The organism is Haloarcula sp. JP-Z28, assembly GCF_011440255.1.
GTDB classification, from domain to species: Archaea; Halobacteriota; Halobacteria; order Halobacteriales; family Haloarculaceae; genus Haloarcula; species Haloarcula marismortui.
The window spans coordinates 1-26,363 of record NZ_JAAOHT010000061.1; the positions used below are offsets into that span (position 1 = coordinate 1).

The following is a 26,363-nucleotide window of genomic DNA, read 5'->3' on the forward strand; positions in this document are numbered from 1 at the left end:
CGTCGGTGTAGGTCGGTGTGTTGCAGTCCCTGACGACGAGGTTGCGCCAGCGGCAGATCAGTCGTCGGCTGGTTCCACGACGCCGTCGAACCCGGTCATCTCCAGCCCGCCGCCGATGGTCCGGTTCGGGTACGGCATGTTGATGTCCTCGGCGTCGAAGCGTTGCTTGACCGACTTGACGTATTCGGCGCGCGTCTTGACGAAGTCGGACCGACTCGGGTTCTTGATCCAGATACGGGACTGCAGTCCGACAGAGGAATCACCGAGTTCAACGAGGCGAACGGATGGCTCAGGGTCGTCCATTATTTCTGGGTGTTCCCTGGCCTCGTCGAGAATGATTTCAGTCGCTTCGTCGATGTCGTCGTCGTAGTCGATGCCGAACACGAACTTCAAGCGGAGCTGGTCCTTGGCGACAGGGTTCTTAATAACGCCATCGGTTAGATTCGAGTTCGGCACGGTCAGCAGTTCGTTGTCGAAGGTCCGGACGCGGGTGACTCGAAGGCTAATGTCCTCGACGACGCCGGAGTTGCCGTCCCACTCTATCCAGTCGCCGATCCGGAACGGCTTGTCAGTGTAGATGAACACGCCGGCGACAAAGTTCGAAATAACGTCCTGCATCGCGAAGCCGATGGCCAGCGTCGCCGCCGCGGCGATGGTCGCCAGCGACTGCAGGAAGTTCCCGTATTCGGCCATCCCGAAGGCGACGGAGATGGCGACGAACACGATACCGATGCTGACGACCTTCTTCAGCGGTTGCCGAGCGTGGGTATCGAGGTCGCGCGACTTGAGCGAGCGGTCGACGATGGGCAGGACAATCGCCTTCCCAAGGATGTAGACGAGGACGAAGACGACGACGAAAACCACCGCCGAGGCGATAGAGCCGGCGGCTGGCACGCCAAAGCCTTCGAGCAGGTCGGCGAGTGGCTGGACCTGCATCATTTCTCGAACACCGCGGTGTGGCCCCGCACCTGAATCACACTGGCGTTGACCATCTTAGCAAGGTCGTCGGCGAGTTCCTCGGCTGTTGTGCCGCCCCGGGACGACCGGAGGAACTTCACCTTCACGAGGTCTGTGTTCTCCAGTTGGTCGTCGAGTTCGTCTGCGACGGATTCGATGCCGTGTTTGCCGACGCGAAGCGTCGCGTCAAGGTCGTGTATCCGCGACTGTCGAGAAGAATCACTCATGTACACCGTTTAGCGAGGACAGCCTCTTAAAACCAGTAGTCGTAAAGAATCCTCAGTCGTACGGATAGCGGGACTGTGACCCACAGTCACACGTGATGACGACGTGGCCGGCCTGGGTTCGAGACCGGGCGTTGTGTCCGTGGAGGAGGTACGTATCACAGGCGTCACACGTCGACCGCTCGAACGACCGTGGCAGGCGCAGGCGGTGGCGTTCGGCGACGCGCCGAGCGCGTCGGACGTACGACCGGGCGCGCTCCTCGTTACCGGCCTGAACGGCCTCGCGAGCGAGCGACTGGAGGCGCTCGATACGCTCGCGGGCGATGGTCGCCTCGTCCGTCATTGGCGGTACTGGGTCGGCGGCGGGAAAATGCCTTCCGAACGAGCTAGCAGCTTCGATATTATGCTTTGGGTACTTTCTGGCTGTTCTGAACTTTTGTGTGGGACGCAAGCACTGCCTCTCACAGGGAAAGTCGATAGGATTTTCGGCCCGGCCAGAGAGCCCAGAGACGTGCGCGTCCTGAACTATCTCGAACTGGCCGACCGCCTCAACCGGTCGGGCATCGGCACCGCCGTAGACCACCAGCGAGCGGCGCTGTCCGGGACCGACATTGAGGTCGAGACGACGCCCTGGCAGGAGGGGCACCCGGCATGGGCGCTGGGGGGCAATATCGCGTTCAACGACCCGATGTTCCGCGAGTTTGACATCGCCCACTGCAACATGATCGGGCCGGGCTCCGTTGCCGTGGCCCGGTACGCGGCGCAGGCAGACATCCCGCTCGTCCTCCACGCTCACGTCACCCGCGAGGATTTCCGGGATAGCTTCCGCGGGTCGAATCTGATCGCGCCGGTTCTGGGCCGCTACCTCCGGTGGTTTTACTCACAGGCCGACCTCGTCCTCTGTCCCTCTGAATACACGAAAGGTATCCTCGAATCGTACCCAGTCGACGCGCCGATACGGCCGATGACAAACGGCGTCGACATCGACGCACTGGCGGGCCACGAGGATATGCGAGAGGACTACCGGCGGCGCTACGACCTGGATGGGATGGTGGTTTTCGCTGTCGGAAACGTCTTTGAGCGCAAGGGGCTGACGACGTTCTGTGAACTCGCCCAGGAGGCGGAGCACGACTTCGCGTGGTTTGGCCCCTACGACGCCGGGCCACAGGCCTCAAAGACCGTCTCCCGGTGGGTGAACAACCCGCCTGAGAACGTGACTTTTACCGGGTGGGTCGAGGACATTCGTGGTGCCTTCGGGGCCGGCGACGTGTACCTGTTCCCGACGAAGGCCGAGAATCAGGGCATCGCCGTGCTAGAGGCGATGGCCTGCGGGAAGGCGGTCGTCCTCTCGGACATTCCGGTGTTCCGGGAGTACTACGAGGACGGTCACGACTGTCTCATTTGCGCGGACGAGGCCGAGTTCCGCGAAGCGCTGGAGCGCCTCGCCGAGAACCCCGACCTGCGGGAGCGGCTTGGTGAGAACGCAAGAGAGACGGCCAGAGAACACAGCTTAGACCGGGTCAGCCGGCGGCTTGTCGAGACGTACGAAGAGCTAGCCTGAGGGTCGTTCGAAGCGGACAGTTGTTACGCTGAGAGCGGTTCGCTGTTGACAGATATCGTTGATGAGTGCCGCCAGACGACCGCGACTAGCACCGCGCCGACCAGCACCAGCGCGCCGGCGACGCCGAACGCGAGCAGGAAGTCGTAGCCACCGAGCCAGCCGCCGAGTATCGACCCGACACCGCTCGCGAGCCCGGAAATAGCGGTGTACAGCCCGAGCGCCTCGCCGCGGATCGCCGGCGGTGCGAGCTGGGTGACGACGCTGGCCGCGGTGACGGCGATGACGGCCCAGGCGACGCCGATGAGGGCGAACACGACACCGTTGACCGCTGTGCCGACGAGCGTGGCCGGGAGGAGCAGTCCCACAGCGGCAACAGCCGGATGGAGCGCCGCGCGGGCGAGCAGGCCCCCGACTTGGAGCCCGCTCGGGCTGTAGCGTTCAGCGAGTGCGCCAGCACGGTCGTACCACAGCGCCGAGCCGACGCTGGAGACGAGATACAGCGCGAAGACGAGTCCCGATTCGTAGCCGAGCGTCCGCGAGAGATACAGCGGCAACGGTCCCCAGAACACGCCGAAACCGACGAAGAAGACGATGACAGCGCCAAAGTAGATTGTCAGCGACGGGGAGAACCGGGCCGCGACCTCTCGGGGGTGTAGCGACCGCGTGAGCCAGTACAGTCGGCCCTGACCGACCGGGAACGTTGCGCTCCGGACCGGCAGTCGACGCGACCGGGCGATAGCCCGCGCCACCCGGCTGGCCCGCGGACGGTCGAGTTCCGTGGGGTCGGGCGGAAGCCACTTCGCTGCGAGAAACGCCGACAGGCCGACGGCAGCCGCACACAGCCACAGCAGCGACTGCTGGGCGGCAATCTCTCCAAGTGGTCCAGAGAGTAACGCCGTCCACACGAGCCCGAGGACTAACCCACCGGCCCAGCCCCAGCCCTGATAGCGGTTCAATACAGCGAACCGCGCCGGCCAGTCCCGTTCGACGGTCCCTGCGGTGACAAGCAGCGTCAGTACCGGCGCGACAGCGCCCGCTGCGAACCATAGCAGGCCGTTACCGGCGATGACAAGCCACGGCTCCTCGGTAAGCGAGACAAGCACCAGCGCAAGGGTCGCCAGCCCCAGTGCGAGGAGGACGAGCGACCGACGCTTCCCCGTTTTGTCTGCGATGCGTCCGAAGATGAGTGCGCCCGGCGCACCCGCGGCGGCGGCCACCCCGGCGAGAACGCCCAGCATGAACGTCTCGCCGCCGATGGCGACGAAATACAGCGGAACAAGCAGTGAGCCCCCGCCCAGCGCAACCGACGCGAGTGCCCAGGCGTACAGCCAGCCGTCCCGGTCCATTACCCACAATCCACCACGGTGCCTGAAAAGCGCTCTGGCGCCTGTGCTCCGGTGACAGTCGTCTGACGTGTGGCTTGCCAATGGCAACGGTTTAAGCCCTGGTCCTGCTACGCCGCGGCGATGGCACTGCCGCACGTCGCGACGTTTACCGACACGTACCTCCCGACCGTCAATGGGGTGACCTACACGGTCGAGACGTGGCGGGACCGCTGGCGCGACCGCGGCGGTCGCATGGACGTGGTCTACCCGAAAAGCGATCACGACTCATCCGAAAACGAGTATCCGGTCCGGAGCCTTCCGTTCCCGTTCTACGAGGGGTTTCGACTCGGGATGCCACAGATACCGAAGGGCGTCCGGGACGCCGAACTGGTCCACGCCCACACGCCGTTCAGCCTCGGGATGGCGGGCCAGCGACTCGCAGGGAAACTCGACATCCCGTTCGTCGCGTCGTATCACACGCCCACGAGCGAGTACGCCGAGTACGTCTCGTTCAACGGCGCTGTCGAGTCAGCGGTCCGCTCCAGCGCCGAGAGCTACGAACGCTGGTTCCTGGGCCGTGCCGACACCGTTATCGCGCCAAGCGAGCGCGCAGCGACCCATCTCCGGGAGTCTATTGGCCTCGATACGACAGTGACCGTCGTTCCGAACGGCGTCGACACGACCGCGTTCGAACCGGTCGACACAACTGCGTTCCGGGAGCGCTATGACCTCCCCGACGGTCCTATCGTCGGCTACACCGGCCGCCACGGCTACGAGAAATGCTTGGAGGACATCATCACCGCCTGCGAGGGGCTGGACGTGACCGTCGTGTTCGCCGGTGACGGGCCGGCCCGCGAGTCACTCGAAGCGACGGCCGAGCACAGCGACGCCGACGTGCGCTTTCTCGGCTTTTTAGACCGCGTGGAGCTCCCCGAACTGTACTCGACGCTCGACGTGTTCGCGTTCCCCAGCCCCGTCGAGACGCAGGGTCTGGTCGCGCTGGAGGCAAACTGCTGTGGGACGCCCGTCGCCGGTGTCGACGCTGGCGCACTCAGCGACACTATCGAGGACGGCGAAACCGGCTACACCTACGACGAAGGCGATATCGACGGCTTCCGTCGAGCTATCGAGCGCGTCCTCGACGAGCAGGAACATCTTCGAGAGCGCTGTCTCGCCCGGCGCGATATTATTAGCGTCGAGCACGCCATCGACAAACTGGCCGACGTGTACGACAGCGTGCTGTAGCCGCCATCCACGCAGCGTCTGAGTCACGCAACTCAGGCCCGCGAGTGCGACCAGCCGATACCGAACGCGAGCCCGTTGAGCGTTCCAAGCAGCATTCCGAGATAGAAATCCCCCAGTGACACGGCCAGTATCAGGCCGGCCCCGATGCCCAGGGCCAGCCCCTTCAGGACCGTCGGCCAGTGGAGCCAGCTCAATCGCCCGTCGTCGTCGCTCATACACCTTCTCGGGCCGCCGGCGAGTAAACTGTACCCATTCGTCACGGCTGCTCGTGCTGGTCGAGGGTGGACTGTCGCTCCGTCAGGGCATCGATGCGGTCGTCGACATCTGGATGGGACCCGGGCAGCAGCCGCTCGGTGACGCTCTGCCAGCGGCGAGCGAGCCGTTCGGCCCGCCCTTCCGTCGGGGTTTGCTCGTCGGGCGCAATGGCGTGGGGAACCACACAGAGTTCTCGGACGCCGGTCTCGGCGGTTCGGATGTCTGTGTCCGGACGCTGACTGTCTGTCAGTGTCTCCAGCGCGCTGGCAAGTGCCGCCGGGGAGCCACAGATAGCGACACCGCCTGCGTCTGCAGCGTACTCCCGGATTCTGGACAACAGCCGGTAACAGGCCGTGCTGGCGAGATACAGCGCGGCCGTGACCGGCATCGCAATGACAGCAAAGAGCAACAGCACGAGGTGAATGTTCCCGCCGACGACCCACGTCCCATCCCGGTCGTCACCGCCGAGGAACCAGTGAAAGAACATCGAGTACTGCAGTGTCCTTCCGAGCGTGCGAGTAAACAGCGCGCTGACGGTCGGGAGGAACGCGGCCGCAGTCATGACGAACGCGTCGCCGTTCTTGAGGTGGGCCAGTTCGTGGGCGATGACGGCGTCGAGTTCCGCGTCGTCGAGCTGGTCGACGAGCGCCGTGGTCACGAACAGCGTCTGCTCGCCGGGCCGGCTGGCGACGTAGCTGTTGGGCGCTTCGGCGTCGATAACCGTCACGTCCGGTGTCGCCATGTCTGCCGTCTGTGCTAACCGAGCCACTCGCCCTTGGAGACGGTCGGCGGTTTCGCTGCGCCGTACCTCCGCCCGCATCTCATCGATGGACTCGGGATCGGATGCTCTGGATTCAGTTGCAGTTGTCCCAGCACCCCGGAGCGTCATCCGGTAGCCGTAGATGGACTGGACGGCGAGGACGAGCGGCGTCCCGACGAGGATAACGGGCCACAGCGGCACGATATCGAACCCCATCGTCCAGAACAGCGTCCCGGTGTCGTACCCGACCAGCGGCAGGAGGCCAAAAGCGACATGACCCAGCACGTACGCGACGGCGACAGCCACGGCGTCGAACACAACAAGTCCCACTACGAGCGCGAGGAGGCGTGCGCGGAGGGACCACGTAGTGGACAGGAGGGAAGCCATAATTGTCTGTTCGTCATGACGAACAAAAAGTGTACGGAGGGTTCGGCCCCAGCCTCAGGCCATCGGCTCGGATGATTGCTTACTCGCGTGCTTATGCCAGTGCGCTGCCGGCCCGGATAATTTCGCGTTCACCGAACGCCGGCCCGACCAACTGGAGCCCGACCGGCAGTCCATCGTCGGTTTCGCCAGCGGGAACGGAGATAGCCGGAAGGTTTGCAAGGTTCACCGGCGTCGTGTTGGCGTCGGCCAGATACATCGTGAGCGGGTCGTCGAGGCTTTCGCCGCGTTTCATCGGCGGGACGGGCATCGTCGGCGAGGCGAGCACGTCGGCATCGTCAAGCGCCTCGTCGAAGTCCTGTTTGACCCACGCGCGAGCGTCCTGTGCTTTCTTGTAGTACTTGTCGTGGTAGCCCGCTGAGAGGGCGTACGTTCCGAGGAGAATCCGGCGCTTGACCTCCTCACCGAAGCCCTGTTCGCGGGCGTTCGCGAAGGACTCGTTCCAGTTGCCGTCGTAGCCGCCCGATTGGCCGTAGCGGACGCCGTCGAACCGCGCGAGGTTTGAGGACGCCTCGGACATGGCGATGACGTAGTACGCTTCGACGGCGTGTTCCACTGACGGGAGGTCGACCTCGTGGTAGCTCGCGCCCTGGGCTTCGAGGTCGTCCATTGCGTCCCAGAACGTCTCGACGACCGCTTCGTCAGCCCCGTCAAGCAGTTCCGTCGGAACGCCGATAGAGAGTCCGTCGACGTCACCGTCGGCGGCCGCTGCGTAGGAGCCGTCGGCCTCGGGCGCTTCCTGCGTCGTCGCGTCGTGTTCGTCGGGCCCGGCGATGACATCCAGCAGTTCCGCAGCGCCCTCAACAGACGGCGCGATGGGACCGATCTGTTCGAGGCTGTTAGCGTAGGCGATGAGGCCGTACCGGGAAACCAGCCCGTAGGTCGGCTTGATGCCGACGACGCCACAGAAAGCGGCCGGGCAGCGGATAGAACCGCCAGTGTCGCTTCCGAGTGCGAGGTCAGCGTCGCCAGCGGCGACGACAGCAGCCGATCCGCCGGAGGAACCGCCCGGCACGCGGCCTTCAGCGGCGGGGTTCTCGACGGCCCCGAACGCTGACGTTTCGGTGGTCGTCCCCATCCCAAACTCGTCCATGTTCGTCTTGCCGGGGATGGTCGCGCCGGCGTCTTTCAGCCGCTCGACGACCGTCGCGTCGTACGGCGGCACGTAGTCTTCAAGCATCGCCGAGCCACAGGTCGTCCGGACGCCCTCGGTGGAGATGTTGTCCTTGACCGCGACGGTCTTGCCCGCCAGCGGGCCGTCATCCGCGCCCTCGATGGTCTCGTCGGTGACGTAGCCGTTGTACTCCGTCATTTACGACACCTTCGGCCCCTTGAACTGCCCTTCTTCGGTGTCGCTGGCGTTCTGGAGCGCCTCCTCTTGCGAGAGGCTCTCTCGTGTCTCGTCGGGGCGCATCACGTTCGAAAGTTCGGCCTCCCGTTCCGTCTCGGGGACATCGTCGAGCGCTTCGAACGCGTCGAGAATGTCGGCAAATTGCTCAGTGAACCGTTCGATCTCGTCGTCTGCGAGGTCGACACGGGCGAGGTCGGCGACGTGCTTGACCTCCTCGGGATCGACGGCGGGGTCGCTCATGTCGGGGCGGAGTGCTGGATGCGCGGTAAGCGTTTCGAAACACCGGGCAGACTTATAGACCAATTAACAATTAGTGAAGGGAATACACAAGATTTGCCAACTCTTGTTTTCCGTTCCGAAAATTGGACTTCTGAAACAGACAAAACTTTTAAGTCGCCGTAGATACAACAATTGGTTACAACACGTTTTTCGGGTACGATACCCGGTTGTCCCACCCCCCAACAAATGACCGATACCAGCATCCGCCGATACTCGAACGAGCGCGAGACGGAGACAGAGCAGACGGAGGAAGAGGAGTCGGAGTCACTCGTCTGTCCGGAGTGTAGCGGTGCGTTACTCTCCGACAGCGAGCGCGGTGAAACGGTGTGTGAAGACTGTGGGCTAGTCGTCGAAGAAGACGAGATCGACCCCGGTCCCGAGTGGCGCGCGTTCGATTCGAAAGAGAAAGACGAGAAGTCCCGCGTCGGCGCGCCGACGACGAACATGATGCACGACAAGGGCCTCTCGACGAACATCGGCTGGCAGGACAAGGACGCCTACGGCAACTCCCTGTCCTCGCGCCAGCGCGAGAAGATGCAGCGTCTGCGGACCTGGAACGAGCGGTTCCGCACCCGCGACTCCAAAGAACGCAACCTCAAACAGGCCCTCGGTGAGATTGACCGGATGGCTTCGGCGCTCGGACTGCCAGAGAACGTCCGCGAGACGGCTAGCGTCATCTATCGTCGCGCACTGGACGAGGACCTGCTGCCCGGCCGTTCCATCGAAGGCGTCTCGACGGCGTCACTGTACGCCGCCGCGCGCCAGGCCGGCACGCCGCGGTCGCTCGACGAGATTGCAGGCGTGTCCCGCGTCGAGAAAGACGAGATCGCGCGGACCTACCGCTACGTCGTCCGGGAACTCAGCCTCGAAATCCAGCCGGCTGACCCCGAGAGCTACGTCCCGCGGTTCGCGTCAGACCTCGACCTCTCCGAGGAGGTCGAACGGCGCGCCCGCCAGCTCCTCCAGAACGCCAAGCAAGAGGGCGTCCACTCCGGAAAGTCCCCGGTCGGCCTCGCCGCTGCGGCGGTGTACGCCGCTTCACTGCTCACCAATGAGAAGGTGACCCAGAGTCAGGTCAGCGAAGTCGCCAACATCTCCGAGGTTACCATCCGCAACCGCTACCACGAACTGCTGGAAGCAGAGGACAACATCCACCCCTAATCGGTATCGTAACCTAAACCACCGATTGTGCCGTTCCATCGGTATGGAGACCACTCGGCATTTTGTCGCCACCGTCTACGTTGTTAGCGATGGTTCCGTCGCGCTCCACGAGCACAGTAAGCTCGATATGTGGCTGCCCGCTGGCGGCCACATCGACCGCGACGAACTCCCTCACGAGGCCGCGCTGCGCGAGACCCGCGAGGAATTGGGCCTCGATGTGGACCTCATCGCACCACAACAGGACATCGAGAGCGAGACTGTTCAGTCGATGCCCCAGCCACAGCATTTCCTGCTCGAGGACATCAACGTCAACGCAGAGGGCGATGTCGGCCACCAGCACATCGACTTCATCTTCTATGGCCGGACGGACAGCCGCGACGTCACACCGGGGCCGGGCGAACAGCCAGCTGACGACTGGGAATGGTTCTCTGCTGATGAGTTACAGGCCCGAAATGAGGAACTCCCGGCAGATGTCGTCGAGGTCGGCCAGCGAGCAATCGAATCCGTCCGCGAGGCGTAGCCGCGGCTCACTCCACGAGCGATTCGACGTACTGGGTGACGTGGTCGTCCATCCGACGCTTGTAGCCGGCCTGTCGCGCCAGCCGGTCGAGTTCTCGGGCGGCAAGCGAGCCGTACTGGGCGGCCTTTTTATCCCGGTCCGCAATCTCGTCAGGGAGCGATTCCCGGGCCGCCGCCCGGAGCGCGACCTTTCGCGTCTCGCCGTCGACGAGCAAGTCACCGTCCAGTCGGAGCGCGGCACCAATAACGCGGTCGTGTAACAGCGGCGTTACCGGCTCGACGCCGGCGGCCCGCAAGGCGAGCACGTCCCGCTCCAGTTGGTCGGGGAGCGAGGCGATGACCTCCCGCTGAGCCCCGCGGACGGTGTCGGCCTCGACGCGAGGGTCTTCTGGAGCCTTGGCGACTTTCGCGTAGCCGCCGAACAGCTCGTCAGCTCCCTGGCCGAGCGCCAGTCGGTCGAAACCGTCTGCGGCGACCCGCTCGGCGGCGAGATACAGCGGGAGCGCTATCTGTACGTCCATCGCGTTCGTGCGTGCGGTGGCGCTGGCAATTTCGGGAACAGCTCTCTCTATGGCGTCGTGGGTGAGTTCGACCACGTGGACCTCGGTCCCCAGCAGGTCGGCGGCCGACCGCGCCGCCTCGATATCGTGGCTGTCCGGGAACCCGGCGACGTACAGCGGCGCGTCGAGTCGGGCCGCGAGCAGCGCCGAGTCCACGCCGCCAGAAAAGGCGATTGCGAGAGAGTCAGTGTCGACAGCGTCAATGCTCGTCTCGACAGTCTCACGGACCGTCTCGATAGCTGTTTCACGGTCTCCGAACGGGTCCAACGACGGGAGCGACCACCGCTGTTGGGTCCCGCTCTCGTTTCGAATATGGCCGGCGGGGAACGACCGCGGGTCGGCCAGCGCCGTCGGGTCGTGGCTCCACTGTCCGGGGTCAAGCCGCGCCTCGTCAGAAACGGCACGCTCCACGAACAGCGGGTACCGTCCGAGAACGTCGCGGACGAGCGTTCCATCAAGTTCGCCCGCGAAGCCGCCAGCACCCGGGAGCGCGTCGTCGCTTGCGAGGGCGTCGGCGACGGTGTCCGCATCGGCTCCCTGCATCACTGTAGGAGCTCCGCGATGCCGTTCTTGACCCGTCGCTTCGCCCCGCCGGCGGCCTGCCGGAAGCTGATTCGCCACGGCGTCCGCTTGCCCTCGACGGTCGTCTTGCCCTCACGGATGGCGTCGAGAATCGCTTCGACTGTCCGCTCGTCCGTGCCGACGTTGGTGACCGCCTGCCCGACCATCTCCGCGATGTGGGCGTCGCTGCCGGCGGTCATCGGCAGCCCCCGCCGTCGCGCGAACCGCTCGGCCTGTCGATTCGACCGTCCGGTCAGCAGCCGCGAGTTGTACACTTCGATGGCGTCGGCAGTCGCGAGTTCGTCTTTCGAGATGTGTTCTAACACTCCGTGGCGGGACTCCTGAAACGGATGGGGAACGACTGCGAGCCCGTCCTGCTCGCGGATGCGGTCAAGCGTCTCATCGAACGGGAGGTGTGGCGGAATCGCCTCCTGAATCCCCAGAGCGAGGACGTGTCCGGCGGCACACGTGACCTCCATCCCGGGAATCCCGACGAGACCGTACTCCGGGGCGAGTTCGGCCGCCCGGAGGCTGGCGTCGATTTCGTCGTGGTCAGTCACGGCCAGCGCGTCCAGACCGACGCCGCTGGCTTGCTCTAAGAGAAGCTCGACCGGGTCCCGGCCGTCGTACGACAGCGACGAATGCGCGTGTAGCTCAACCGACTGCACAGGTGGCGATAACGGGGGGCAGGGCAAAAACGCCCCGGTCCGCCCCAGTGCTCACAGAGAACAAACCGGCCGCCGTGTCCATGGCGGCCGAATGCCCGAAGGAACGCCCATCTGTCCCACGAGACTGAGCGTGCGTTTCCCGACGATACGACCGTCAATCGACGGTCGCATGTGATAGTTGCCGGTACGCAGGAATGAGTCGTGCCCCTCAGCTTGGCGGGGATTAAAATGGGGTGGGACGCTGGCGGCTCAGTCGGCCGAACTCCCGCTCGCCAGCGAGTTCTCACCGGTGTCAAACGGCGCCGGCCCGTGGACCTCAGTGTCTTCCAGGTAACACTGCGGGTCCGGGGCGAACAGGTCGTCTTCGACGGTGAGCGCCCGGAGTCGGGACGCCCCGCGGCAGACCCCGGCGTAGCGGCAGTCGGCGCATTTCCCCGTGAGATGCTCTTCGCGGTTCCGAAGCGCCGAAAGCAGCGGGTTCGACTCGTCCTCCCAGATAGCGCCGAACGAGCGGTCCCGAACGTTCCCCAGCGAGTACCCCTGCCAGAACTGCGTGAGGTGGACGTTGCCCTGATAGTCCACGTCGGCGACGCGTTCGCCGGTCGGGTCCCCGCCGTTGACCTGCAGGTACTCGTACACCCGCTTTGCCTGCGCGTCGCTCATGTGTTCGCGAGCGTACTCGACGAGGTAGGCCGCGTCGGCGTAGTTCCCGACCAGTAGCGTCTCGATTTCTTCGCCGCGGTCGTGGTACTCGCGGGTCATGTCACAGACTCGCTTCACTGCCTCCCGGCGGGCCTCGGGCGTGAGGTCAGCGTCGACAATCTCAGTTCCGCGGCCGCCGTAATCTAGGTGGTAAAAGCAGAAACGGTCCACGCCAACGTCGGTTAGCAGGTCAACGACGCCCTCTAGGTCCGCGGCGTTGCGCTCGGTGATGGTGTACCGGAGGCCCGTCTTCAGGCCCGCGTCGAGGCAGTTCTCGATTCCCTGGACTGCGCCCTCGAACGCGCCGTCAACCCCGCGGAAGTCGTCGTTTCGCTCCGGCAGGCCGTCGACGGAGACGCCGGCGTATTTCAGCCCGGCGTCTTTCAGCGACTGGGCGCGTTCCTCGGTGATGAGTGTCCCGTTGGTCGAAAGCACCGGTCGGACGCCGACCTCGTTCGCGTAGGCGACCAGTTCTTCGAGGTCCTGCCGGACGAGCGGCTCGCCGCCGGAGAACAGCACCACCGGCGCGCCGTAGTCGGCGAGGTCATCGAGCAGCGCCTTCCCTTCCGCGGTCGAAAGCTCGCCATCGGCGATTTCCGTGTCGGCGGCGGCATAACAGTGGTCACAGTAGAGGTTGCACTGCTTGGTGACGTTCCAGACGACAACGGGTCGGCGCTGCTTTTTGTCCCGTATCTGGCGTTTGGTCGACTCGTTTGCCGCGTCGTATCGGAGCCCGTCCCCCTCAGCGTCGAGGTCACAGAGCAGTTTCGAGACCGAAATCATCGGTTTTCACCCCGGAGCGTCTCCGATTCCATCTCGTCGACGCTCATGGTAGCGTCGTCCCCCGTCTTCCCCGTCCCAAGCGTCGTCTCGTCCGTCTGGTAGCGGCGGGTCTTGTCGGCGGGACACAACCACAGCGTGACGGCGGTCCGTGCGAACAGCGACGCGGCCTGCTCCCGGGCGATGTCGACGGACGGCGCGCTGACACTGCCGACGTGAGTGAGCGGGTCCGCCGTGTCCTCGCGGACGAACACCTCCCACTCGCGACTCGTTGCGCCACGCGGGGCGTCTACCTCGTGGTCGAACTCTTCCATACTCCCCTGTTAGACTCCCCAAGAAAAACGGGACTGGCGCGTTCTCAGCTACTGGGAACTACCCGAACGGTGGCGTCTCGGAGCGACCGGAAAACGTCGCTATCGCCATCCGAACGATATCAGTGACCAGTGCCAACACAGCGCGATATTAGACTGTTGCAGCCAAGCCGCTTCTCACTCCGAGGTCTGCGCGTCACGGAGCGTCTGGGTATCCACGTCCTGTCGGACACGTATCGTGCTCTCGCCTGCTCGCTCGACGGTCGGGTCGTCGAAGACCGGCCAGTACGACAGGCGGAACGTCTCCCGTTCGGCGGACTCTGCGGCACCTCGATAGACGGCTTCGACGGCAGCGGGTTGCGCGGGCGCATCGGGGGCAAACGAGAGCGTGACCTGCATCCGCGCGGTATCGTACGACTGCTCGCTGCTGTTGGGAAAGACGGTACTCGCAAGCGCACCGTAGAGGTCGCCCGCAACGCCCTCGAAGCTGCCCGGATTCGGTGACGGGAACAGCACGCCCTGTGCGTCAGCGGCGACGTAGGCGTCATAAAACAGGGGCCGAGTCTCGGGGCTGGCTCCCGTCCACGACGGCTCGTTGCCCGTTCTAGTATCGAGGAGCGCCGAGGTGAGGTCATCGTCTTGCTCGCCGCTGAACCGGACGTAGACACTCCATTCGTTGCCGCCGATGTACGTGAGCTGGCGCTCGCCCTGCTCGTCGGTCTGGTGATACACCTGGTAGCCGTCGACGGTCGAGTCCTTCGTCATGCCCTGTGCTTCGAACGATTCGAGCAGGGACGCTGTCGGCCCACGGGCGATGACGGCGACTTCGAGCGCCTCGGTCCGGTACGTCATCGCCATCGGAACGCTGTTCTCCGTCCGCGCATCGCTTGCCGCGTCAGCGATGAGTTCGTTCCCGGCTGACGCATCAAGCCGAGCGAACCGCAGGTCGGAGACGCTCACGGTCTGATAGCCGACCTTCTGAGGGGTCGAATACGGGAGCGTCCACAGCGGGGGGAGCCAGCGCCGGAACTGGTACTCCGTCGGCACTCGTTGCACTGTCCGCTCGGGCGTCGGTGTCGCGGTGTCAGGGGGGGTTGTCGTTTCGCCGCCGAACAGGCCGCCGGACGAACAGCCGGCGACAGGAATCGAAAGCGCGGACCCGAGCAATGCGAGCGTTTTCCGGCGCGTCTGGTTTCGATTCACGATTTGGGAGCCTTGTTCGGATGTTTTTCGACCGAACCTATGAGCGTTGTGCAATCCCAGCATCCTCACCGCCGGACGCTGGCGGGACGACGGCGTGAGCCAACCACCGCGCGTGTCGACCGACTTGTTTTTCATCGACGGGACGTACTACAGACCGATGCCGGACCGTCCCGATACCGTCGCCGACCGAGGCACACCGACCGTCGCGGGGGTCGTCGGTGCAGGACTGGCAGCCTGCGTTGCTGTCGGGTTCGGGTACGCGTCCCTGACTGGCACAATCGCGACGTTACGCACCGTCCACGTCTGGGTTGGGACCGCGTGGACGGCGCTCGTGCTCATGTATGGATTCATCGTTGCGCCGCTGTTACGGGAGCGTGATACGACAGCGGCCTACGCGATCGTGGGTCGACTCGTGCCGGCGACGATTGTCCTGTTGCCCACCTTGGCAGTCGTGACGATTGCCGCCGGCGTCACGATGGCGCTGACCTACGAGATCGTGTGGCCGATGACCACGCTGATCCGGACCGTGCTCGGTGTCGCAGTCGCTATCGCGGGCATCGCACTGCTCGGCGTGCTGCCGACAGACGTTCTCACGTATCGCGAACTCCAGAGCGCGAACCCCGACCCCGAGCGCGTTGTTTCCCTCGGCGCTCGTACCGCGACGCTGCTCACCGTCCAAGGGGCACTGCAGGTGATGATGCTGTTCCTGATGCTCCGTGTTGCTGCAATGGCCACATAGCACACCAGCGACACCACGCTGTTGCCGCGTCAGATATTCGAGAGCAAGACGCGGTCTAGCTGGAACAGCAGCGCGACACCACTCAGTAGCAAGAGATACCCGGCGAGACGACGGACCGTTTCCGTCTGTTCGACGCCCGGGAGTACGTCTCTGACCCGTCCGCCGGCGACCTTACTCCCGTAGGCGACACCGAGCATCGGGAGGCCGAATCCGGCACCGTAACTGAACAGCAGGAGACCACTCTGTGAGACATCGCCAGTCGTTCCCGCATACGCCAACACGGCACCCAGAACCGGGCCGACGCACGGCAACCAGAGGATCCCGATAACGAGTCCGAGCGTGAACCCGGCGGCGAGCGGGTGGGCCGCACTCGAGAGGACGCTGATACCGTCGACCCGTCCCGAGATTTTCGACGCGGTCGCCGCGTACGCTTCGTGGAGGTCGTCATCGGCCATGACCGCGCCGAAGGCGATGATGACGAGGAACGCGGGCGCCCGAAGCGAGTCGGACGTGAGCGTTCCCAGATAGCCCGTGAGCAGGCCGACGAGCGTAAACGAGACGATGCTCCCGGCGACAATCGTGAGCGGTTTCAGCCGATGGCCCACGCTCCCCGACAGGAGCGGCGGAAGCACCGGGAGGCAACACGGCGTAAAGACAGTCACGGCACCGGCGGCAAACGACGCGAGAAGCGAAACCGCTGCCATACCCGTACTTGCATTACAAAAGGTAAAAACATCTGCTGTCCGTGTCTCCGGTGATGGCCTTCCTCTCGCTGTCTACAGTCTCAAAGTATTTCGGCCCAAAGGTCGGTGTTGAGGGGATTACTATCGACGTGAGCCGCGGCGAGACGGTGCTTCTGTTCGGTCACAACGGGTCAGGCAAGACCACGTTACTCAGACTTCTGGCGACGCTGACCCGGCCGAGCGAAGGGACGATTTCCCTGCAAGGCACCGAGTTCTCCCGCGACCGGCCGACACAGCGCGGGGAACTCGGGTTCGTCGCCCACGAGACGTATCTGTATGAACAGCTGACTGCCCTTGAGAACCTTCGCCTGCACGCCCGGTTACATGGGGTTGACCCGAACCGATGTGAGGCCCAACTGGACGCTGTCGGGCTCACCGATAGAGGGACCGACCCCGTAAGCGAGTTCTCCCACGGCATGGCAAAGCGGCTCGCACTCGCCCGGGCGACGCTACATGACCCCGCGCTGTTGTTGCTTGACGAGCCGTTCACCGGGCTCGACGAGGAGTCACTGCTGCGGGTGACGGAGCAGCTACGCGAACTGGAGGAGACGACAGTCGTCTTTGCGACACACGACGTGGACCGCGGGTTCCGCTACGCCGACCGGGTGCTCGTGCTCGACGGCGGACAGCTCGTCCGGGATATCGACACGGCCCAGTGTCCCGGGCCGGACGCGATCAAACAACAGTACGTGAACGCACCTCGACAATCATGATTCGGCAGTATCTGCGCGTCGTCCGAGCTATCGCGGCGAAAGACCTGCTGCTCGAAGCACGCGGTAAGCGCCGGGCCAACGGCGCGGCAGTGCTGGCGCTGCTGATAGTCGTTATCTTCTCGTTTGTGTTTGTCCGCCGCGTGGACGAGCAAGCGGTCATCGCCCGCGGTGGCCTGTGGATCGCACTTGTCTTCGCCACGACGCTCGCCCTCTCCCGCGGCATCGCCGTCGAGGACGACAACGCCGCAATCGAGGGGCTGATGCTCGCACCTGTCGACCGGTCCGCGATTTACCTCGGCAAGGTCTGTAGTTCGGCAGTGTTCGTGACTGCAATCGGGTGGGTAACACTCGTCGCTGTAACGGTGTTTCTCGGCACGCCGTTCGAACCCGCCTTGCTCGTCCAACTGGCGCTCGTGTTCCCACTCGCCGCAATCGGATTCAGCGCCGCCGGAGTGTTGTTGACCGCGCTGACGTTAAACTCACAGGTCAACGAATCACTCCTGCCGGTGTTGCTCGTCCCGCTCGTCGTCCCGGTTATCCTCGCAGGGATCGAACTCACGAGCCTCGCTGGTGGGCCATTCTGGCTGTCGGAGTGGTTCCGAATCCTCCTCGTGTACGACGGGACCGTCATCGTCACCGGGTGGGTGAGCTTCGAGTTCGTCATCGAGGCCTGACCGCGCTTCGACTCAATCGCGATTTCCGGAGCGACGGCCACCGGCGGCACCCGACGCTGGATCGAACAGGAAGACCAGCCCCATGCCGACGAGCATCACTGCGACGCCGAACCAGATCTGGTTGGCAAGCGGGTAGCGACTGATTTCGATCGAGAGCCCGCCCGCGGTTCGAGTCCCCACAACGTACGTGTCGCCGGTGATGCCACGTTCGATGAGCGGGTCGTTCGTCTGCATATCGCGACCGCGATACGACTGTTCAGCGACAGTGCCATCGGCGACCAGCGTGTCGCCCCGGTACAGTTGAACGTCGAACCGATGGTCGACGACCCGCGGCGAGTACACGTCTGTCGGCGGGGCCGACGCCGGTCCGACGTTTTCCCCGTTGGTGTAGACGAGCGCGTCGATGTTCTCGGAACGAGGGTCAGAGAGTGTCCCGCGGGCGACGATCACCGACCCCTCTTCGAACTGCACCGTCCCGCTGTCGGCACCGACCCACACGCGGGACCCGTTGAGCTGTGCGATGGTCGTGTCCTCGAAGCGTTGCACTGCGGTCACCTCTCCTTTTACGAGAATCACCGATGACGAGGGGTCAACGGAGCCGGCTTCGGCCGGCGTCATCGCCGCCTCGGTCATCGTCGGCGTGTTCTCCGGCGAGTAGTTGGTTACCTCGACCGTGTACGGCGACCCCTCGACGTCGCGGACGATTCGCTCGCCGGTATCGTCCAGTTCTGTCGCGCCCACGATACCGACGGACGCTGTCGTCGAGAAGACATAGACGAAGGAGACGGAGACGATGAGCAGCGCCGCGCCGACGTGAATGAGGGTGATGCCGGTCTCGTTTAGTTTCGCCTGCCGTCCGGTCAGTCGGCGGAGACGGCCCGCGTAGCGGACGACCCACGCGCCTGCGAAGTACACGGCCGGCGGAAGCACGGTGACCACACTGAGGCTCCCGATGGCGCGGTAATACACCGGGTCGAACGGCTCAGTCGACGCCAACTGCCACTCAGGTCGTGCCAGCGCGACGCCGACAACGAGGGCGGTGACGAGCACTGCGGCGGCGGTCCCGACTGTCGCTCGCGTACTGAAGCGCTCTTGCTGTGCGTACATCCCACCAGCCAGGAGCATCCCGACGACGACCGGGAAGCTCCAGAGGTTGTAGTATCGCGCGTCCACGCTGACCTCGACGCCTGAAGCGAGGCTGCGAACCACGGGGAACGTCAGGCCCCAGAGCGAGACGAACGCAAGCAGGACGAACCCGAGCACAGCGCCGTGGTAGATGGTCGCACGGTCGAGCAGTCCCGCCTCCTCTGCGTCGCTTCCCGCAGTCCGGAACCAGTGGACGAACGCGGGACCGACCGCTAGCGTGCTCGTCGTTCCGAGGAGGAACAGGACGCCGCTCCCGATGCCCCCGCCAGCGAACGAGTGGACGCTCCGGAAGACACCGCTCCGGACCACGGTCGTCGCGTAGATGACAAGCGGGAGCAACGCCGCCGTGGCGGCTGGCGCGAGCACTGCGTACCGGCCGGAGCGCCGGTACTGGTTGAGCGTATGCAACACGGCGGTCAGTCCGAGCCACGGGATGAGCACTGACGTTTCGACTGGGTCCCACGACCAGAAGCCACCCCAGCCGAGGACCCGATACGCCCAGATGCCGCCAAGCGTGATCGCGGCGGTCAGCAGGAGCCACGACCCCCGGAGCCAGCGCGTCATGCTGCCCAGCCAGTCGTCGAACATGCTCTCCGTCCCCCGGAGTTTGGCGACGAAGTGGGTCACGCCAACGGTGAAGGGAACCACCATGAGCGCGTACGCCGAGAACGTTATCGGCGGGTGGATTGCCATGAACGGGTCGACCAGTAGCGGGTTCAGCCCGCTGCCGTCCTGTGGAATCCCGTTAGCCGCGACCGACGGGTACTCTGCCGACAGGGGAGTAAACGGGCTCTCGTTGACTAGCATCCAGGCGAACACGGTGACAACGCCCATCCCAAGGGATTGCGAGAGACGTGCGCCGCGTGTGCTGTACCGGCCCAGAAGCAAGGTCGTCGTGACGACAACAGCCGTGAGCATCGCCCACAGCAGTATCGATCCCGCGTTGGACGCGTACACTCCTGTGACTTTGTACAGCGTCGGGAGGTAATTTGCAGTGTTGTCCCAGACATACGCGTTGGTGTAATCCCCACTGAGAAACTGCGAAGTCAGGTATAGCAGTGCGATGACGAACGACCCCGTCGCGACGCCCGCGGCAGCCTGGCTGACGCGAAGGAACGACTCGTCGCCGGTCACGTACTCGTAGCCGAGTAGCGCCGTGGCAAGCACGCTTCCGAACAGGCCGATTGCCAGCAGCCAGGTCCCGACTGCTAGCCCGAATACGACTGTTGTCATGTTGCCTCCTCGGACCCCTTCTCAAGCGTTGCAAGCAGTTCGTCCCGCCCGATGTACCCCTCAACGCTCTCGACAGTGTCGCCGTTTGGCGTCATAATCCGGTGCTGTGGCGGATACGTCGCTTGGTGCTGGCGAACCAGCGCTGTCCCGTTCCCCGGGTCGTCGATGTTTATTGCGAGCAGGACGTAGTCATCCATCGCAGCACGGATAGTCTCGTTCCGGTAGTGGTTCTTGTCATACCGCTCGCAGTACGTACACCACGTCGCCCAGTAGTAGACCAGAACCGGCTTGTCCTGTGACTGGGCCGCATCGAGCGCAGTACCGGGGTCGGTTTCCCACTCTAAACCGCCCTGGTACGTGTGTGCGTCGTCTCGGACCACCGGTGCAGCGTTCATCGAATAGTAGCCTACCCCAAGGACTACGAGGAAGAACGCGATGGTGATCGTTTTACGAGCGTTCATTTGGTGACTGTGTCAAAATATGTGATGCCAGAAAGGCTGTCGATTCCTGTTACCGCTTGCGCTGGGCGTACGCCACAGCAAGGAGCGCGATGAGTAACGCCGCGGCCATCATGAACGCGGCGGCACTGGTCGGGGAACTCCCGTCGCTGCTACCGCCGCTGACCCCTGCCTGCTGTGGTTCCGCTGTCTGCTGTGCTGCAGCCGTCTCTGCGGGCGTTCCGACCGAAGCAGCGTCGTCAGTGTCCGGCGCAGATGCGTCGCCCGCATCTTCGGGGAGCATCGGCTCGCCGCCACTCCGGGACGGGATACGCGGCATTTGCTGCTCGGGGTACTGTCCGGTGAGGCTGGTCATGAACGCGGTGACGTTCTCGGCCTGCTGGTCGGAGATATTCTGGCCGACCTGACAGGACGCCATCACCTTCGTCGCGTTCTCTAGCGTCCGAACCTGACCGTTGTGGAAGTACGGCGCTGTGTGCTCGACGTTCCGGAGCGTCGGAACCTTGAACATATGCTCGTCACTGCTGTCACCGGTCACTCCGGCGCGCCCGGAGTCAGCGTACAGGTTGTATCGGTCGATGTACTGGTCACACTGCGGGTTCGAACCCTGGTAGACGCCTAGCTTCTGGTAGTATCCGTTTCCGTTCTCCATCTGCCACTGCGGGCCGTTGAACGCGGGCCCGGAGTGACAGCCCTGACAGCCCAGCTCTTTGAACGTCTCCATCCCGTTGAGCTGCCGTTCGGTCAGGGCGTCCTCGTCACCTCTGACGTACCGGTCGTACGAGCTGTTCGGCGTGATGAGCGTCCGCTCGTAGGCAGCGATTGCGTCGACGGTGTTGTTGAGCGTGACCGGGTCCTCACCGCCGTAGACATCTTCGTACAGCTCAACGTAGCCCTCGTTGTTACGTATCTTCTCCATCGCCGCCTCGGAGGTCGGCATCCCCATCTCGACGCCTGCGGTGATGGGACCTTTTGCCTGCGCTTCAAGCGTGTCGGCGCGGCCGTCCCAGAACTGAGTGCTCATGAACACGGCGTTCCACACCGTCGGCGAGTTGCGCGGCCCGGTCTGGCCGTGGACACCGCGACCGACAGTTCGGCTGCCGTCGCCACCTTCCATCACGTTGTGGCAGGTGTTACAGGAGATAGAGCCGGTGTCAGAGAGGCGCGGATCGAAGAACAGTTTCTTGCCGAGTTCGATCTTTGCCTCTGTGTCATTTGGCTTCCGGACTTGCTCATAGGACGGCAGCGGCTGACTGGTTGGTGGTTCGACGGGTAAATCGGACGTCTCGTTGCTACTCTGATTACTCGTCTGTGCGGTCTGTTGCGCTGTCTCGTCAAGCGTGTCGCTCACTGCTTCACCTGACGGCCCCCCATCCACAGCACCGACGGTGCTTACAATAGGTCCGCCAATCAACAGTAGCGACATGCCAACGACGAAGACGGCGCGAGCCAACGGCTGTCGCGACATATACCGCATATGTTCCCTAGCCCTCTTAAAATGGAGCGGTAAATATTCAGGGAGGGGATACTTAAAGCAGACAAGCGCAGTCTATCGGTTCCCGGTCTGTGGTTGATTGAGAATCCGCACAACAGTTTTTTGTGTGGCCTCAAGAACTGAGCGTATGAACGTATTGTCACGGCTCGAAACCCGCGGGATTCCGTATCTCCGCGCGTTGTTTCAGTCTAGCAGTATCAAGTACTTGACCCTTCTCGCTGGGGTTGCATCGCTGGGGAGCATCTTCGGCATGGCGTCAGATTCGATGTACGGCGTCAGCAATCAGATCAACCTGATTGCGTACTGGCATATCGGTCTGGCGACGGCCGCAGCGGTTGCGCTCACAGTGACATTCCTCGGGTGTGCCCTCTATCTGGCGACCGAGACGCCGTTCTGGGAGTTCCTCGCCCATTCGTCGGGCGAAGTCGGGTTCCTGATGGTCACGCTGACGCTGGTGACCGGGAGCGTCTGGGGGAAAGTTATCTGGAACAGCTGGTGGGAGTGGACTGACATCCGTCTGGTCACGTTCCTCGTCATCTGGTTCATCTACGCGGGCTACCTGCTCATCTACTCCGCCGGCGGGGATTCTGCCTCTCTCAAGCGCATTACGTCGGTGTACGGCATCGTCGGGTTCGTGACTGTGCCGCTCTCGTATCTGTCCACGCGGCTCTGGACGCCCACGTTCCATCGACCGACGACCGGGAATCCGGACGCGGACGCGACGATTACAGTCCCGGCGTTACTCCTTTCCATCGCGGCACTCCTGCTCGTCTATCTCTACCTCGTCGGGTCCCGGGTACAGCTACGCGAACTCAAACGTCGGGTCAACTACGCCCGCCGCGACCGGACGCTCGACGACCACGCGATGGGGCCGAGCCAGGGGGGTGATTGAAGATGGAACCCCTCCTTCTGGTCGGCTACAGCGCGGTCTTTCTGGCACTCATCATGTACGTCGGCTATCTCCGTAACCAAGTCACGGCGCTCGAAGAACAGATTTCGGAACTCGTCGATCAGTAACGCAGCTCCCGTCCCGGTTGACCAGGCCGAGCCAGTTTTTACAACTGGACGCTCAAATCGAGCCGACTCCAGCCGGTCGCGCCGTCCGGGAACGGACTTGAGCGCACGCGTGTCTGCTCCGCTCCGGTCCCGTCGATTGCTTTCGCAATGACAGTGTAGCTGGAGCGTTCGGGCTGCCATTCGTACTTCCATTGCCGCCAAGTGTCCGGGTCCGGTAGTTGGTCCGATAGCGTCGCCGTGTCCCACGTTTCGCCACCATCGAGTGAGACAAGCACTGCCCGTATTCCATCTGTTCCGGCATAGGCGTGTCCACCGAGCTGGACCCGCCCGTCGGAAAGACGGTTACTCGTGCTGATTTTGACGACCGTATTGACTGTTCCCATCCCGTTCCAGCCTCGTTCTTCCCAGTAGCCGCTCTCCGACTGGTCGACGACCTCGATCTCGTCGAGCCACTTCACGTTGAGTTTGCCCCACCGGTTAGGGAGCAGCGCGCGGACCGGGAACCCGTGCTGGCGCGGGAGTTGGCTCTCGTTCATCCCGTAGGCCAGCATCGCGTCCGAAAGCATCGACATCGGCATCGAGTAGTAGTAATCGTCGGCCGCGCGGAAGACGACGTGGCTTCCGTTCGCGCCGGCTTCGGAGAGGAGGTCCATGAGCGAACAGCCCGTCCAGAGGGCGGTCCCGATCTGCTCGCCGTCGACCGGGTCGCCCAGACAGCGGAGCGTTTTGAACCGGGTGATCGTTTCTCGCTGTCTGAGGTCTTCGTATGTAAACTCTCGCTCCGTCTCGACGTTGCCGGTGACTGAGAGCGTCCAGCTATCCGCCTCGACAGTCGGCGGACGGGGGTTGATATCGACGGTGAAAAACGAATCCGTCGTGTCGACCAGGCCGGTCATCCCCTCGACATCGAACGACCGGTCGGCGGCCGTGGCGAGGCGCTGTTCAACCGGGTTAGACTCGTCTTCACGTTCTGATGACGATGTCGAGAGGTCCTCTGTCTGGGACCCGCTACCCTGCACGAATCCGACAGCGTGCGCGACGACGTTGTAAGCCCCGAGTCCGGCGAGGGTCTTTACGAACGCACGTCTGTCATCAGGGGTCGCCGGCTGCCCGTTGCTGTTGTCGGTCGAGCGTGCAATCACCAGCCCGGTCCCGATTGTCCCGGCGGCGGCAGGTACGATGGCGGGCAGCGGTGCCCAGACAGTAGCGGCGACGAACACCCAGACGGCAAGCAGCGATAGCACCATGCCACCGATGTTCGGAGCCCCTTCGACAAGCCGCTCACCTGTCCGAAAGCCAGCGTAGCTGACCGCACCAGTGACCCCGGCCAGTGCGATTCCGAACACGAGGAGAGCAAGCGAAAACGACAGGTCGCCGAAGTTCCAGATGATCGAGGCGACTACTGAGCTCGGGAGGATGTCCAGCGCGGTTCGGCTCGCCGCGATGATGACGAACTCCCGAGACGTCCCGTACAGTGCGAACGAGGTCCCCACAACCGAGACCCCGCTGGTGAAGACAGTGATTGCACGGCGGGACCGCCCCTGAAAAATCTCAGACGTCTCACTCATGGATCATAACGTGGTTATTATACCGGCCGTGCCGCGACTACTTGCTCGCTGTTTGTCCCGTTATCGCTTGACACGTTGCCGTATGCCGTCACGTTCTCGTGGCCCGTGACGTTCGCGTGGGTACCGTTCATCGACTCGTATTTCGTGGCGTCGTACTCCGTTGAGTTGTTATGACCTGCTGGGTGTTCACCTTCGTGTGCGCGAATGGACAGCGACTCAGCCTCGACTACGCTTCCGTTGTAGTACCCCTTCGCAACGACTGTCCGCCCGACGGACATCGTTTCCGGCATCGGGCCGTCATAGACGACAGGAACCGACTCGTTCTCGTCAGTGACATTAAAAGACAGTTGATCGTTTGTCTGTTCGATATCGATGACGATTCCTTCGAGGTTTACTCTGTCTCCGTTGTATTCGTTGGTGTCCGTTATCTTCGTTGGCGTCGTAAACTCGGCAGCACCACCCATCGTGGTGACGGCCATCGCCCCGAACAGTACCGGAATTAACACACCGCCGACGAGTAGTCGTGTCTTCGTTTGCATAGATGATCGTGCGATAGTGTGGCGTCACGGTCAGACCGTTCGGTCACAGCGCAGTTCGTGTACTCGTGTGAGTCCATGATGGCTACAGGAGTTTGTAACTACCGAACGCGTACGCACCCTTGTTCATGCGTAGGCATACGAACGGTTTCAGTAGCCCAGACCGTTCCCAGCTCCTGGGAACACACGCGGCTATTATCGCCCCGAACATATTCACTTCCTCATGACCAACATGGTCGCGTGACGCGTCGGGCGGAACGCAATTCGATACCTATGACTGAGACAGACGATCTTGACAGACGTCGGTTCATCGCGAGTATCGGCACAGTGGTTGCAGGAGCATCTATCGCTGGGTGTGCCGCACCTGGGACAACCTCAAGTGGGGGCGAGCAGTCACCGAGCGCCGAAACCGAGGCGGATGCCAGTACGGAGACGGCCGCGCCAACGGAGACGGCGACCGCTACGGAAACGGAGGCTGCGGCGTCTGGGAGCGGGGACGTCCCATCGTCAGTGTCATCGTATCTCAGCGACACGAGTAACTTCGACGGCAGTGTGGCCGACGCGACCGATCAAGACTCCGTCACGGTGGATGTCGGCGCATCGGGGAACAACGGGAACTTCGCGTACGCCCCGGCCGCAATCGAGGTTTCGACCGGGACAACGGTGCAATGGGAGTGGACCGGCAAGGGGGCCGCACACAACGTCGTAGCGGAAGACGAGACGTTCAATTCCGGGTCCTCAGCTAGTGGAACAGGCGTCAAGTTCGAGTACACCTTCGAGGAAACCGGCGTGTACAACTACTACTGTACGCCCCACAAGGCACTCGGGATGAAAGGCAGCGTCATCGTCCGGTAACGCCATATCGGCTGTCGGGCTGAACTACAGACCTGTTCGACTTTTTTCGAACGTAGCATCCCACCGACGGAGCGATGGTGCCCGTGTCTTGCGAACATTCGCTCCCAACTCAGGACAGGAGCCACATTCCGATGATTTCCGGCGCGGCCGGAACACAAACGCTCACTCAGCCACACTACACCGGACCAGTGTGACCTAGTTCCACCTGTGGGGCTGGGATGTCTAATAAAAGCCGCTTCGACGCGAATCGACACGCGGGGTCGCCGTCTTACGCTTCGTAGCCGGCGTAGTCCATCAGCTGTTTGAAGATGTCGGTGTCC

General features: G+C 63.4%; 29 protein-coding genes. 10 read left to right on the forward strand and 19 right to left on the reverse strand.

Annotated features, from left to right (window positions below; all coding sequences use genetic code 11):
• Positions 1-57: 57 nt before the first annotated feature.
• The 3 genes from G9463_RS17990 to G9463_RS18000 are packed head-to-tail and all read right to left on the reverse strand — an operon-like array spanning position 58 to position 1,524.
• Positions 58-936: a mechanosensitive ion channel family protein gene (locus tag G9463_RS17990; protein WP_004956892.1), complete on the reverse strand. Its 879-nt coding sequence runs from the start codon at positions 934-936 to the stop codon at positions 58-60.
• On the reverse strand, positions 936-1,184 hold the full coding sequence (locus tag G9463_RS17995) for a YhbY family RNA-binding protein (protein WP_165897439.1): 249 nt from the start codon (positions 1,182-1,184) through the stop codon (positions 936-938). Before G9463_RS17995 ends, G9463_RS17990 begins: the two co-directional genes overlap by 1 nt.
• A gap of 52 nt (positions 1,185-1,236) precedes the next feature.
• A complete protein-coding gene (locus G9463_RS18000) occupies positions 1,237-1,524 on the reverse strand; it encodes a ribonuclease P protein component 4 (protein ID WP_004956898.1) in 288 nt (95 codons plus the stop codon).
• Positions 1,525-1,692: 168 nt separating this feature from the next.
• On the opposite strand from G9463_RS18000, the gene G9463_RS18005 reads away from it, so the two are divergent.
• The gene (locus tag G9463_RS18005) at positions 1,693-2,742 is read left to right on the forward strand and encodes a glycosyltransferase family 4 protein (RefSeq protein ID WP_165897440.1); all 1,050 of its coding nucleotides are present in this window, start codon (positions 1,693-1,695) and stop codon (positions 2,740-2,742) included.
• Between the two features lie 23 nt (positions 2,743-2,765).
• On the opposite strand, the gene G9463_RS18010 is transcribed toward G9463_RS18005, so the two are convergent.
• A complete protein-coding gene (locus G9463_RS18010; protein ID WP_370457949.1) occupies positions 2,766-4,223 on the reverse strand; it encodes an MFS transporter in 1,458 nt (485 codons plus the stop codon).
• Here G9463_RS18010 and G9463_RS18015 point away from each other — a divergent pair.
• Positions 4,209-5,312: a glycosyltransferase family 4 protein gene (locus tag G9463_RS18015; protein WP_004956905.1), complete on the forward strand. Its 1,104-nt coding sequence runs from the start codon at positions 4,209-4,211 to the stop codon at positions 5,310-5,312. The two genes, G9463_RS18010 and G9463_RS18015, sit on opposite strands and share 15 nt — an antisense overlap.
• A gap of 32 nt (positions 5,313-5,344) precedes the next feature.
• Here the strand turns inward: G9463_RS18015 and G9463_RS18020 are convergent, their stop codons facing one another.
• The 4 genes from G9463_RS18020 to gatC all read right to left on the reverse strand — a co-directional run bounded on the left by G9463_RS18020 (position 5,345) and on the right by gatC (position 8,362).
• Entirely contained in the window at positions 5,345-5,527 is a 183-nt protein-coding gene (locus G9463_RS18020; protein ID WP_004956911.1) for a hypothetical protein, read from the reverse strand.
• Positions 5,528-5,568: 41 nt separating this feature from the next.
• Positions 5,569-6,714 carry a M48 family metallopeptidase gene (locus tag G9463_RS18025; RefSeq protein WP_165897442.1) on the reverse strand — a complete coding sequence of 382 codons (1,146 nt, stop codon included), beginning with the start codon at positions 6,712-6,714 and terminating at the stop codon, positions 5,569-5,571.
• Positions 6,715-6,805: 91 nt separating this feature from the next.
• Positions 6,806-8,083, reverse strand: a complete 1,278-nt coding sequence (gene gatA / locus G9463_RS18030) for an Asp-tRNA(Asn)/Glu-tRNA(Gln) amidotransferase subunit GatA (protein WP_007187744.1) — start codon at positions 8,081-8,083, stop codon at positions 6,806-6,808.
• Entirely contained in the window at positions 8,084-8,362 is a 279-nt protein-coding gene (gene gatC / locus G9463_RS18035; protein ID WP_004956920.1) for an Asp-tRNA(Asn)/Glu-tRNA(Gln) amidotransferase subunit GatC, read from the reverse strand.
• Between the two features lie 225 nt (positions 8,363-8,587).
• On the opposite strand from gatC, the gene G9463_RS18040 reads away from it, so the two are divergent.
• Positions 8,588-9,562, forward strand: coding sequence for a transcription initiation factor IIB family protein (locus G9463_RS18040; protein WP_004591831.1), 975 nt, complete (start codon positions 8,588-8,590; stop codon positions 9,560-9,562).
• Between the two features lie 43 nt (positions 9,563-9,605).
• The gene (locus tag G9463_RS18045) at positions 9,606-10,082 is read left to right on the forward strand and encodes an NUDIX hydrolase (protein WP_165897443.1); all 477 of its coding nucleotides are present in this window, start codon (positions 9,606-9,608) and stop codon (positions 10,080-10,082) included.
• A 7-nt stretch (positions 10,083-10,089) separates the two neighbouring features.
• Here the strand turns inward: G9463_RS18045 and G9463_RS18050 are convergent, their stop codons facing one another.
• From G9463_RS18050 to G9463_RS18070, 5 genes are all read right to left on the reverse strand, one after another.
• Positions 10,090-11,184 (reverse strand): asparagine synthase C-terminal domain-containing protein, encoded by a 1,095-nt coding sequence (locus G9463_RS18050; RefSeq protein WP_165897444.1) that lies wholly within the window; start codon positions 11,182-11,184, stop codon positions 10,090-10,092.
• Positions 11,184-11,870: a PHP domain-containing protein gene (locus G9463_RS18055; RefSeq protein ID WP_165897445.1), complete on the reverse strand. Its 687-nt coding sequence runs from the start codon at positions 11,868-11,870 to the stop codon at positions 11,184-11,186. Before G9463_RS18055 ends, G9463_RS18050 begins: the two co-directional genes overlap by 1 nt.
• Positions 11,871-12,119: 249 nt before the next feature.
• Entirely contained in the window at positions 12,120-13,355 is a 1,236-nt protein-coding gene (locus tag G9463_RS18060) for a TIGR04347 family pseudo-SAM/SPASM protein (protein ID WP_007187747.1), read from the reverse strand.
• Entirely contained in the window at positions 13,352-13,666 is a 315-nt protein-coding gene (locus G9463_RS18065) for an Htur_1727 family rSAM-partnered candidate RiPP (protein WP_007187748.1), read from the reverse strand. Before G9463_RS18065 ends, G9463_RS18060 begins: the two co-directional genes overlap by 4 nt.
• A 174-nt stretch (positions 13,667-13,840) precedes the next feature.
• Positions 13,841-14,866 (reverse strand): hypothetical protein, encoded by a 1,026-nt coding sequence (locus tag G9463_RS18070; RefSeq protein ID WP_165897446.1) that lies wholly within the window; start codon positions 14,864-14,866, stop codon positions 13,841-13,843.
• A 94-nt stretch (positions 14,867-14,960) separates the two neighbouring features.
• On the opposite strand from G9463_RS18070, the gene G9463_RS18075 reads away from it, so the two are divergent.
• Positions 14,961-15,605 carry a hypothetical protein gene (locus tag G9463_RS18075; protein ID WP_370457951.1) on the forward strand — a complete coding sequence of 215 codons (645 nt, stop codon included), beginning with the start codon at positions 14,961-14,963 and terminating at the stop codon, positions 15,603-15,605.
• 29 nt (positions 15,606-15,634) lie between these two features.
• Here G9463_RS18075 and G9463_RS18080 read toward each other — a convergent pair whose 3' ends face one another.
• The gene (locus G9463_RS18080) at positions 15,635-16,309 is read right to left on the reverse strand and encodes a cytochrome c biogenesis CcdA family protein (RefSeq protein ID WP_165897447.1); all 675 of its coding nucleotides are present in this window, start codon (positions 16,307-16,309) and stop codon (positions 15,635-15,637) included.
• Between the two features lie 53 nt (positions 16,310-16,362).
• Between G9463_RS18080 and ccmA the strand changes: the two genes are divergently transcribed.
• Entirely contained in the window at positions 16,363-17,061 is a 699-nt protein-coding gene (gene ccmA, locus G9463_RS18085) for a heme ABC exporter ATP-binding protein CcmA (protein ID WP_165897448.1), read from the forward strand.
• Entirely contained in the window at positions 17,058-17,735 is a 678-nt protein-coding gene (locus G9463_RS18090) for a heme exporter protein CcmB (protein ID WP_004956946.1), read from the forward strand. Before ccmA ends, G9463_RS18090 begins: the two co-directional genes overlap by 4 nt.
• A gap of 12 nt (positions 17,736-17,747) precedes the next feature.
• Here the strand turns inward: G9463_RS18090 and ccsA are convergent, their stop codons facing one another.
• Genes ccsA through G9463_RS18105 form a run of 3 tightly spaced genes read right to left on the reverse strand, consistent with a single transcriptional unit; the run spans position 17,748 to position 22,049 of the window.
• Positions 17,748-20,114 (reverse strand): cytochrome c biogenesis protein CcsA, encoded by a 2,367-nt coding sequence (gene ccsA / locus G9463_RS18095; RefSeq protein ID WP_165897449.1) that lies wholly within the window; start codon positions 20,112-20,114, stop codon positions 17,748-17,750.
• The gene (locus G9463_RS18100) at positions 20,111-20,575 is read right to left on the reverse strand and encodes a thioredoxin family protein (protein WP_004956950.1); all 465 of its coding nucleotides are present in this window, start codon (positions 20,573-20,575) and stop codon (positions 20,111-20,113) included. The genes ccsA and G9463_RS18100 overlap by 4 nt, the downstream gene beginning before the upstream one ends.
• 49 nt (positions 20,576-20,624) lie before the next feature.
• Positions 20,625-22,049: a cytochrome c peroxidase gene (locus tag G9463_RS18105; protein WP_165897450.1), complete on the reverse strand. Its 1,425-nt coding sequence runs from the start codon at positions 22,047-22,049 to the stop codon at positions 20,625-20,627.
• A gap of 145 nt (positions 22,050-22,194) precedes the next feature.
• Here G9463_RS18105 and G9463_RS18110 point away from each other — a divergent pair, with 145 nt between their 5' ends.
• Together G9463_RS18110 and G9463_RS23810 are read left to right on the forward strand one after the other, a co-directional pair.
• On the forward strand, positions 22,195-22,959 hold the full coding sequence (locus G9463_RS18110) for a cytochrome c biogenesis protein (RefSeq protein ID WP_004956955.1): 765 nt from the start codon (positions 22,195-22,197) through the stop codon (positions 22,957-22,959).
• 2 nt (positions 22,960-22,961) lie between these two features.
• Entirely contained in the window at positions 22,962-23,084 is a 123-nt protein-coding gene (locus tag G9463_RS23810; protein ID WP_004956957.1) for a hypothetical protein, read from the forward strand.
• Between the two features lie 38 nt (positions 23,085-23,122).
• Here G9463_RS23810 and G9463_RS18115 read toward each other — a convergent pair whose 3' ends face one another.
• Together G9463_RS18115 and G9463_RS18120 are read right to left on the reverse strand one after the other, a co-directional pair.
• The gene (locus G9463_RS18115; RefSeq protein ID WP_165897451.1) at positions 23,123-24,652 is read right to left on the reverse strand and encodes a sulfite oxidase; all 1,530 of its coding nucleotides are present in this window, start codon (positions 24,650-24,652) and stop codon (positions 23,123-23,125) included.
• Positions 24,653-24,669: 17 nt separating this feature from the next.
• The gene (locus tag G9463_RS18120) at positions 24,670-25,191 is read right to left on the reverse strand and encodes a cytochrome c maturation protein CcmE (RefSeq protein WP_004956961.1); all 522 of its coding nucleotides are present in this window, start codon (positions 25,189-25,191) and stop codon (positions 24,670-24,672) included.
• A 270-nt stretch (positions 25,192-25,461) separates the two neighbouring features.
• On the opposite strand from G9463_RS18120, the gene G9463_RS18125 reads away from it, so the two are divergent.
• Positions 25,462-26,043: a halocyanin domain-containing protein gene (locus G9463_RS18125; RefSeq protein WP_121303291.1), complete on the forward strand. Its 582-nt coding sequence runs from the start codon at positions 25,462-25,464 to the stop codon at positions 26,041-26,043.
• Positions 26,044-26,363: the final 320 nt, after the last annotated feature.

Bases quoted from the DNA above. Each gene is read 5' to 3' on its own strand.
- G9463_RS17990 (WP_004956892.1), bottom strand. From the start codon at position 936: ATGCAGGTCCAGCCACTCGCCGACCTGCTCGAAGGCTTTGGCGTGCCA.
- G9463_RS17995 (WP_165897439.1), bottom strand. From the start codon at position 1,184: ATGAGTGATTCTTCTCGACAGTCGCGGATACACGACCTTGACGCGACG.
- G9463_RS18000 (WP_004956898.1), bottom strand. From the start codon at position 1,524: ATGACGGACGAGGCGACCATCGCCCGCGAGCGTATCGAGCGCCTCCAG.
- G9463_RS18015 (WP_004956905.1), top strand. From the start codon at position 4,209: ATGGCACTGCCGCACGTCGCGACGTTTACCGACACGTACCTCCCGACC.
- G9463_RS18020 (WP_004956911.1), bottom strand. From the start codon at position 5,527: ATGAGCGACGACGACGGGCGATTGAGCTGGCTCCACTGGCCGACGGTC.
- G9463_RS18025 (WP_165897442.1), bottom strand. From the start codon at position 6,714: ATGGCTTCCCTCCTGTCCACTACGTGGTCCCTCCGCGCACGCCTCCTC.
- gatA (WP_007187744.1), bottom strand. From the start codon at position 8,083: ATGACGGAGTACAACGGCTACGTCACCGACGAGACCATCGAGGGCGCG.
- gatC (WP_004956920.1), bottom strand. From the start codon at position 8,362: ATGAGCGACCCCGCCGTCGATCCCGAGGAGGTCAAGCACGTCGCCGAC.
- G9463_RS18040 (WP_004591831.1), top strand. From the start codon at position 8,588: ATGACCGATACCAGCATCCGCCGATACTCGAACGAGCGCGAGACGGAG.
- G9463_RS18045 (WP_165897443.1), top strand. From the start codon at position 9,606: ATGGAGACCACTCGGCATTTTGTCGCCACCGTCTACGTTGTTAGCGAT.
- G9463_RS18050 (WP_165897444.1), bottom strand. From the start codon at position 11,184: ATGCAGGGAGCCGATGCGGACACCGTCGCCGACGCCCTCGCAAGCGAC.
- G9463_RS18060 (WP_007187747.1), bottom strand. From the start codon at position 13,355: ATGATTTCGGTCTCGAAACTGCTCTGTGACCTCGACGCTGAGGGGGAC.
- G9463_RS18065 (WP_007187748.1), bottom strand. From the start codon at position 13,666: ATGGAAGAGTTCGACCACGAGGTAGACGCCCCGCGTGGCGCAACGAGT.
- G9463_RS18080 (WP_165897447.1), bottom strand. From the start codon at position 16,309: ATGGCAGCGGTTTCGCTTCTCGCGTCGTTTGCCGCCGGTGCCGTGACT.
- ccmA (WP_165897448.1), top strand. From the start codon at position 16,363: ATGGCCTTCCTCTCGCTGTCTACAGTCTCAAAGTATTTCGGCCCAAAG.
- G9463_RS18090 (WP_004956946.1), top strand. From the start codon at position 17,058: ATGATTCGGCAGTATCTGCGCGTCGTCCGAGCTATCGCGGCGAAAGAC.
- ccsA (WP_165897449.1), bottom strand. From the start codon at position 20,114: ATGACAACAGTCGTATTCGGGCTAGCAGTCGGGACCTGGCTGCTGGCA.
- G9463_RS18100 (WP_004956950.1), bottom strand. From the start codon at position 20,575: ATGAACGCTCGTAAAACGATCACCATCGCGTTCTTCCTCGTAGTCCTT.
- G9463_RS18105 (WP_165897450.1), bottom strand. From the start codon at position 22,049: ATGCGGTATATGTCGCGACAGCCGTTGGCTCGCGCCGTCTTCGTCGTT.
- G9463_RS18110 (WP_004956955.1), top strand. From the start codon at position 22,195: ATGAACGTATTGTCACGGCTCGAAACCCGCGGGATTCCGTATCTCCGC.
- G9463_RS23810 (WP_004956957.1), top strand. From the start codon at position 22,962: ATGGAACCCCTCCTTCTGGTCGGCTACAGCGCGGTCTTTCTGGCACTC.
- G9463_RS18115 (WP_165897451.1), bottom strand. From the start codon at position 24,652: ATGAGTGAGACGTCTGAGATTTTTCAGGGGCGGTCCCGCCGTGCAATC.
- G9463_RS18120 (WP_004956961.1), bottom strand. From the start codon at position 25,191: ATGCAAACGAAGACACGACTACTCGTCGGCGGTGTGTTAATTCCGGTA.
- G9463_RS18125 (WP_121303291.1), top strand. From the start codon at position 25,462: ATGACTGAGACAGACGATCTTGACAGACGTCGGTTCATCGCGAGTATC.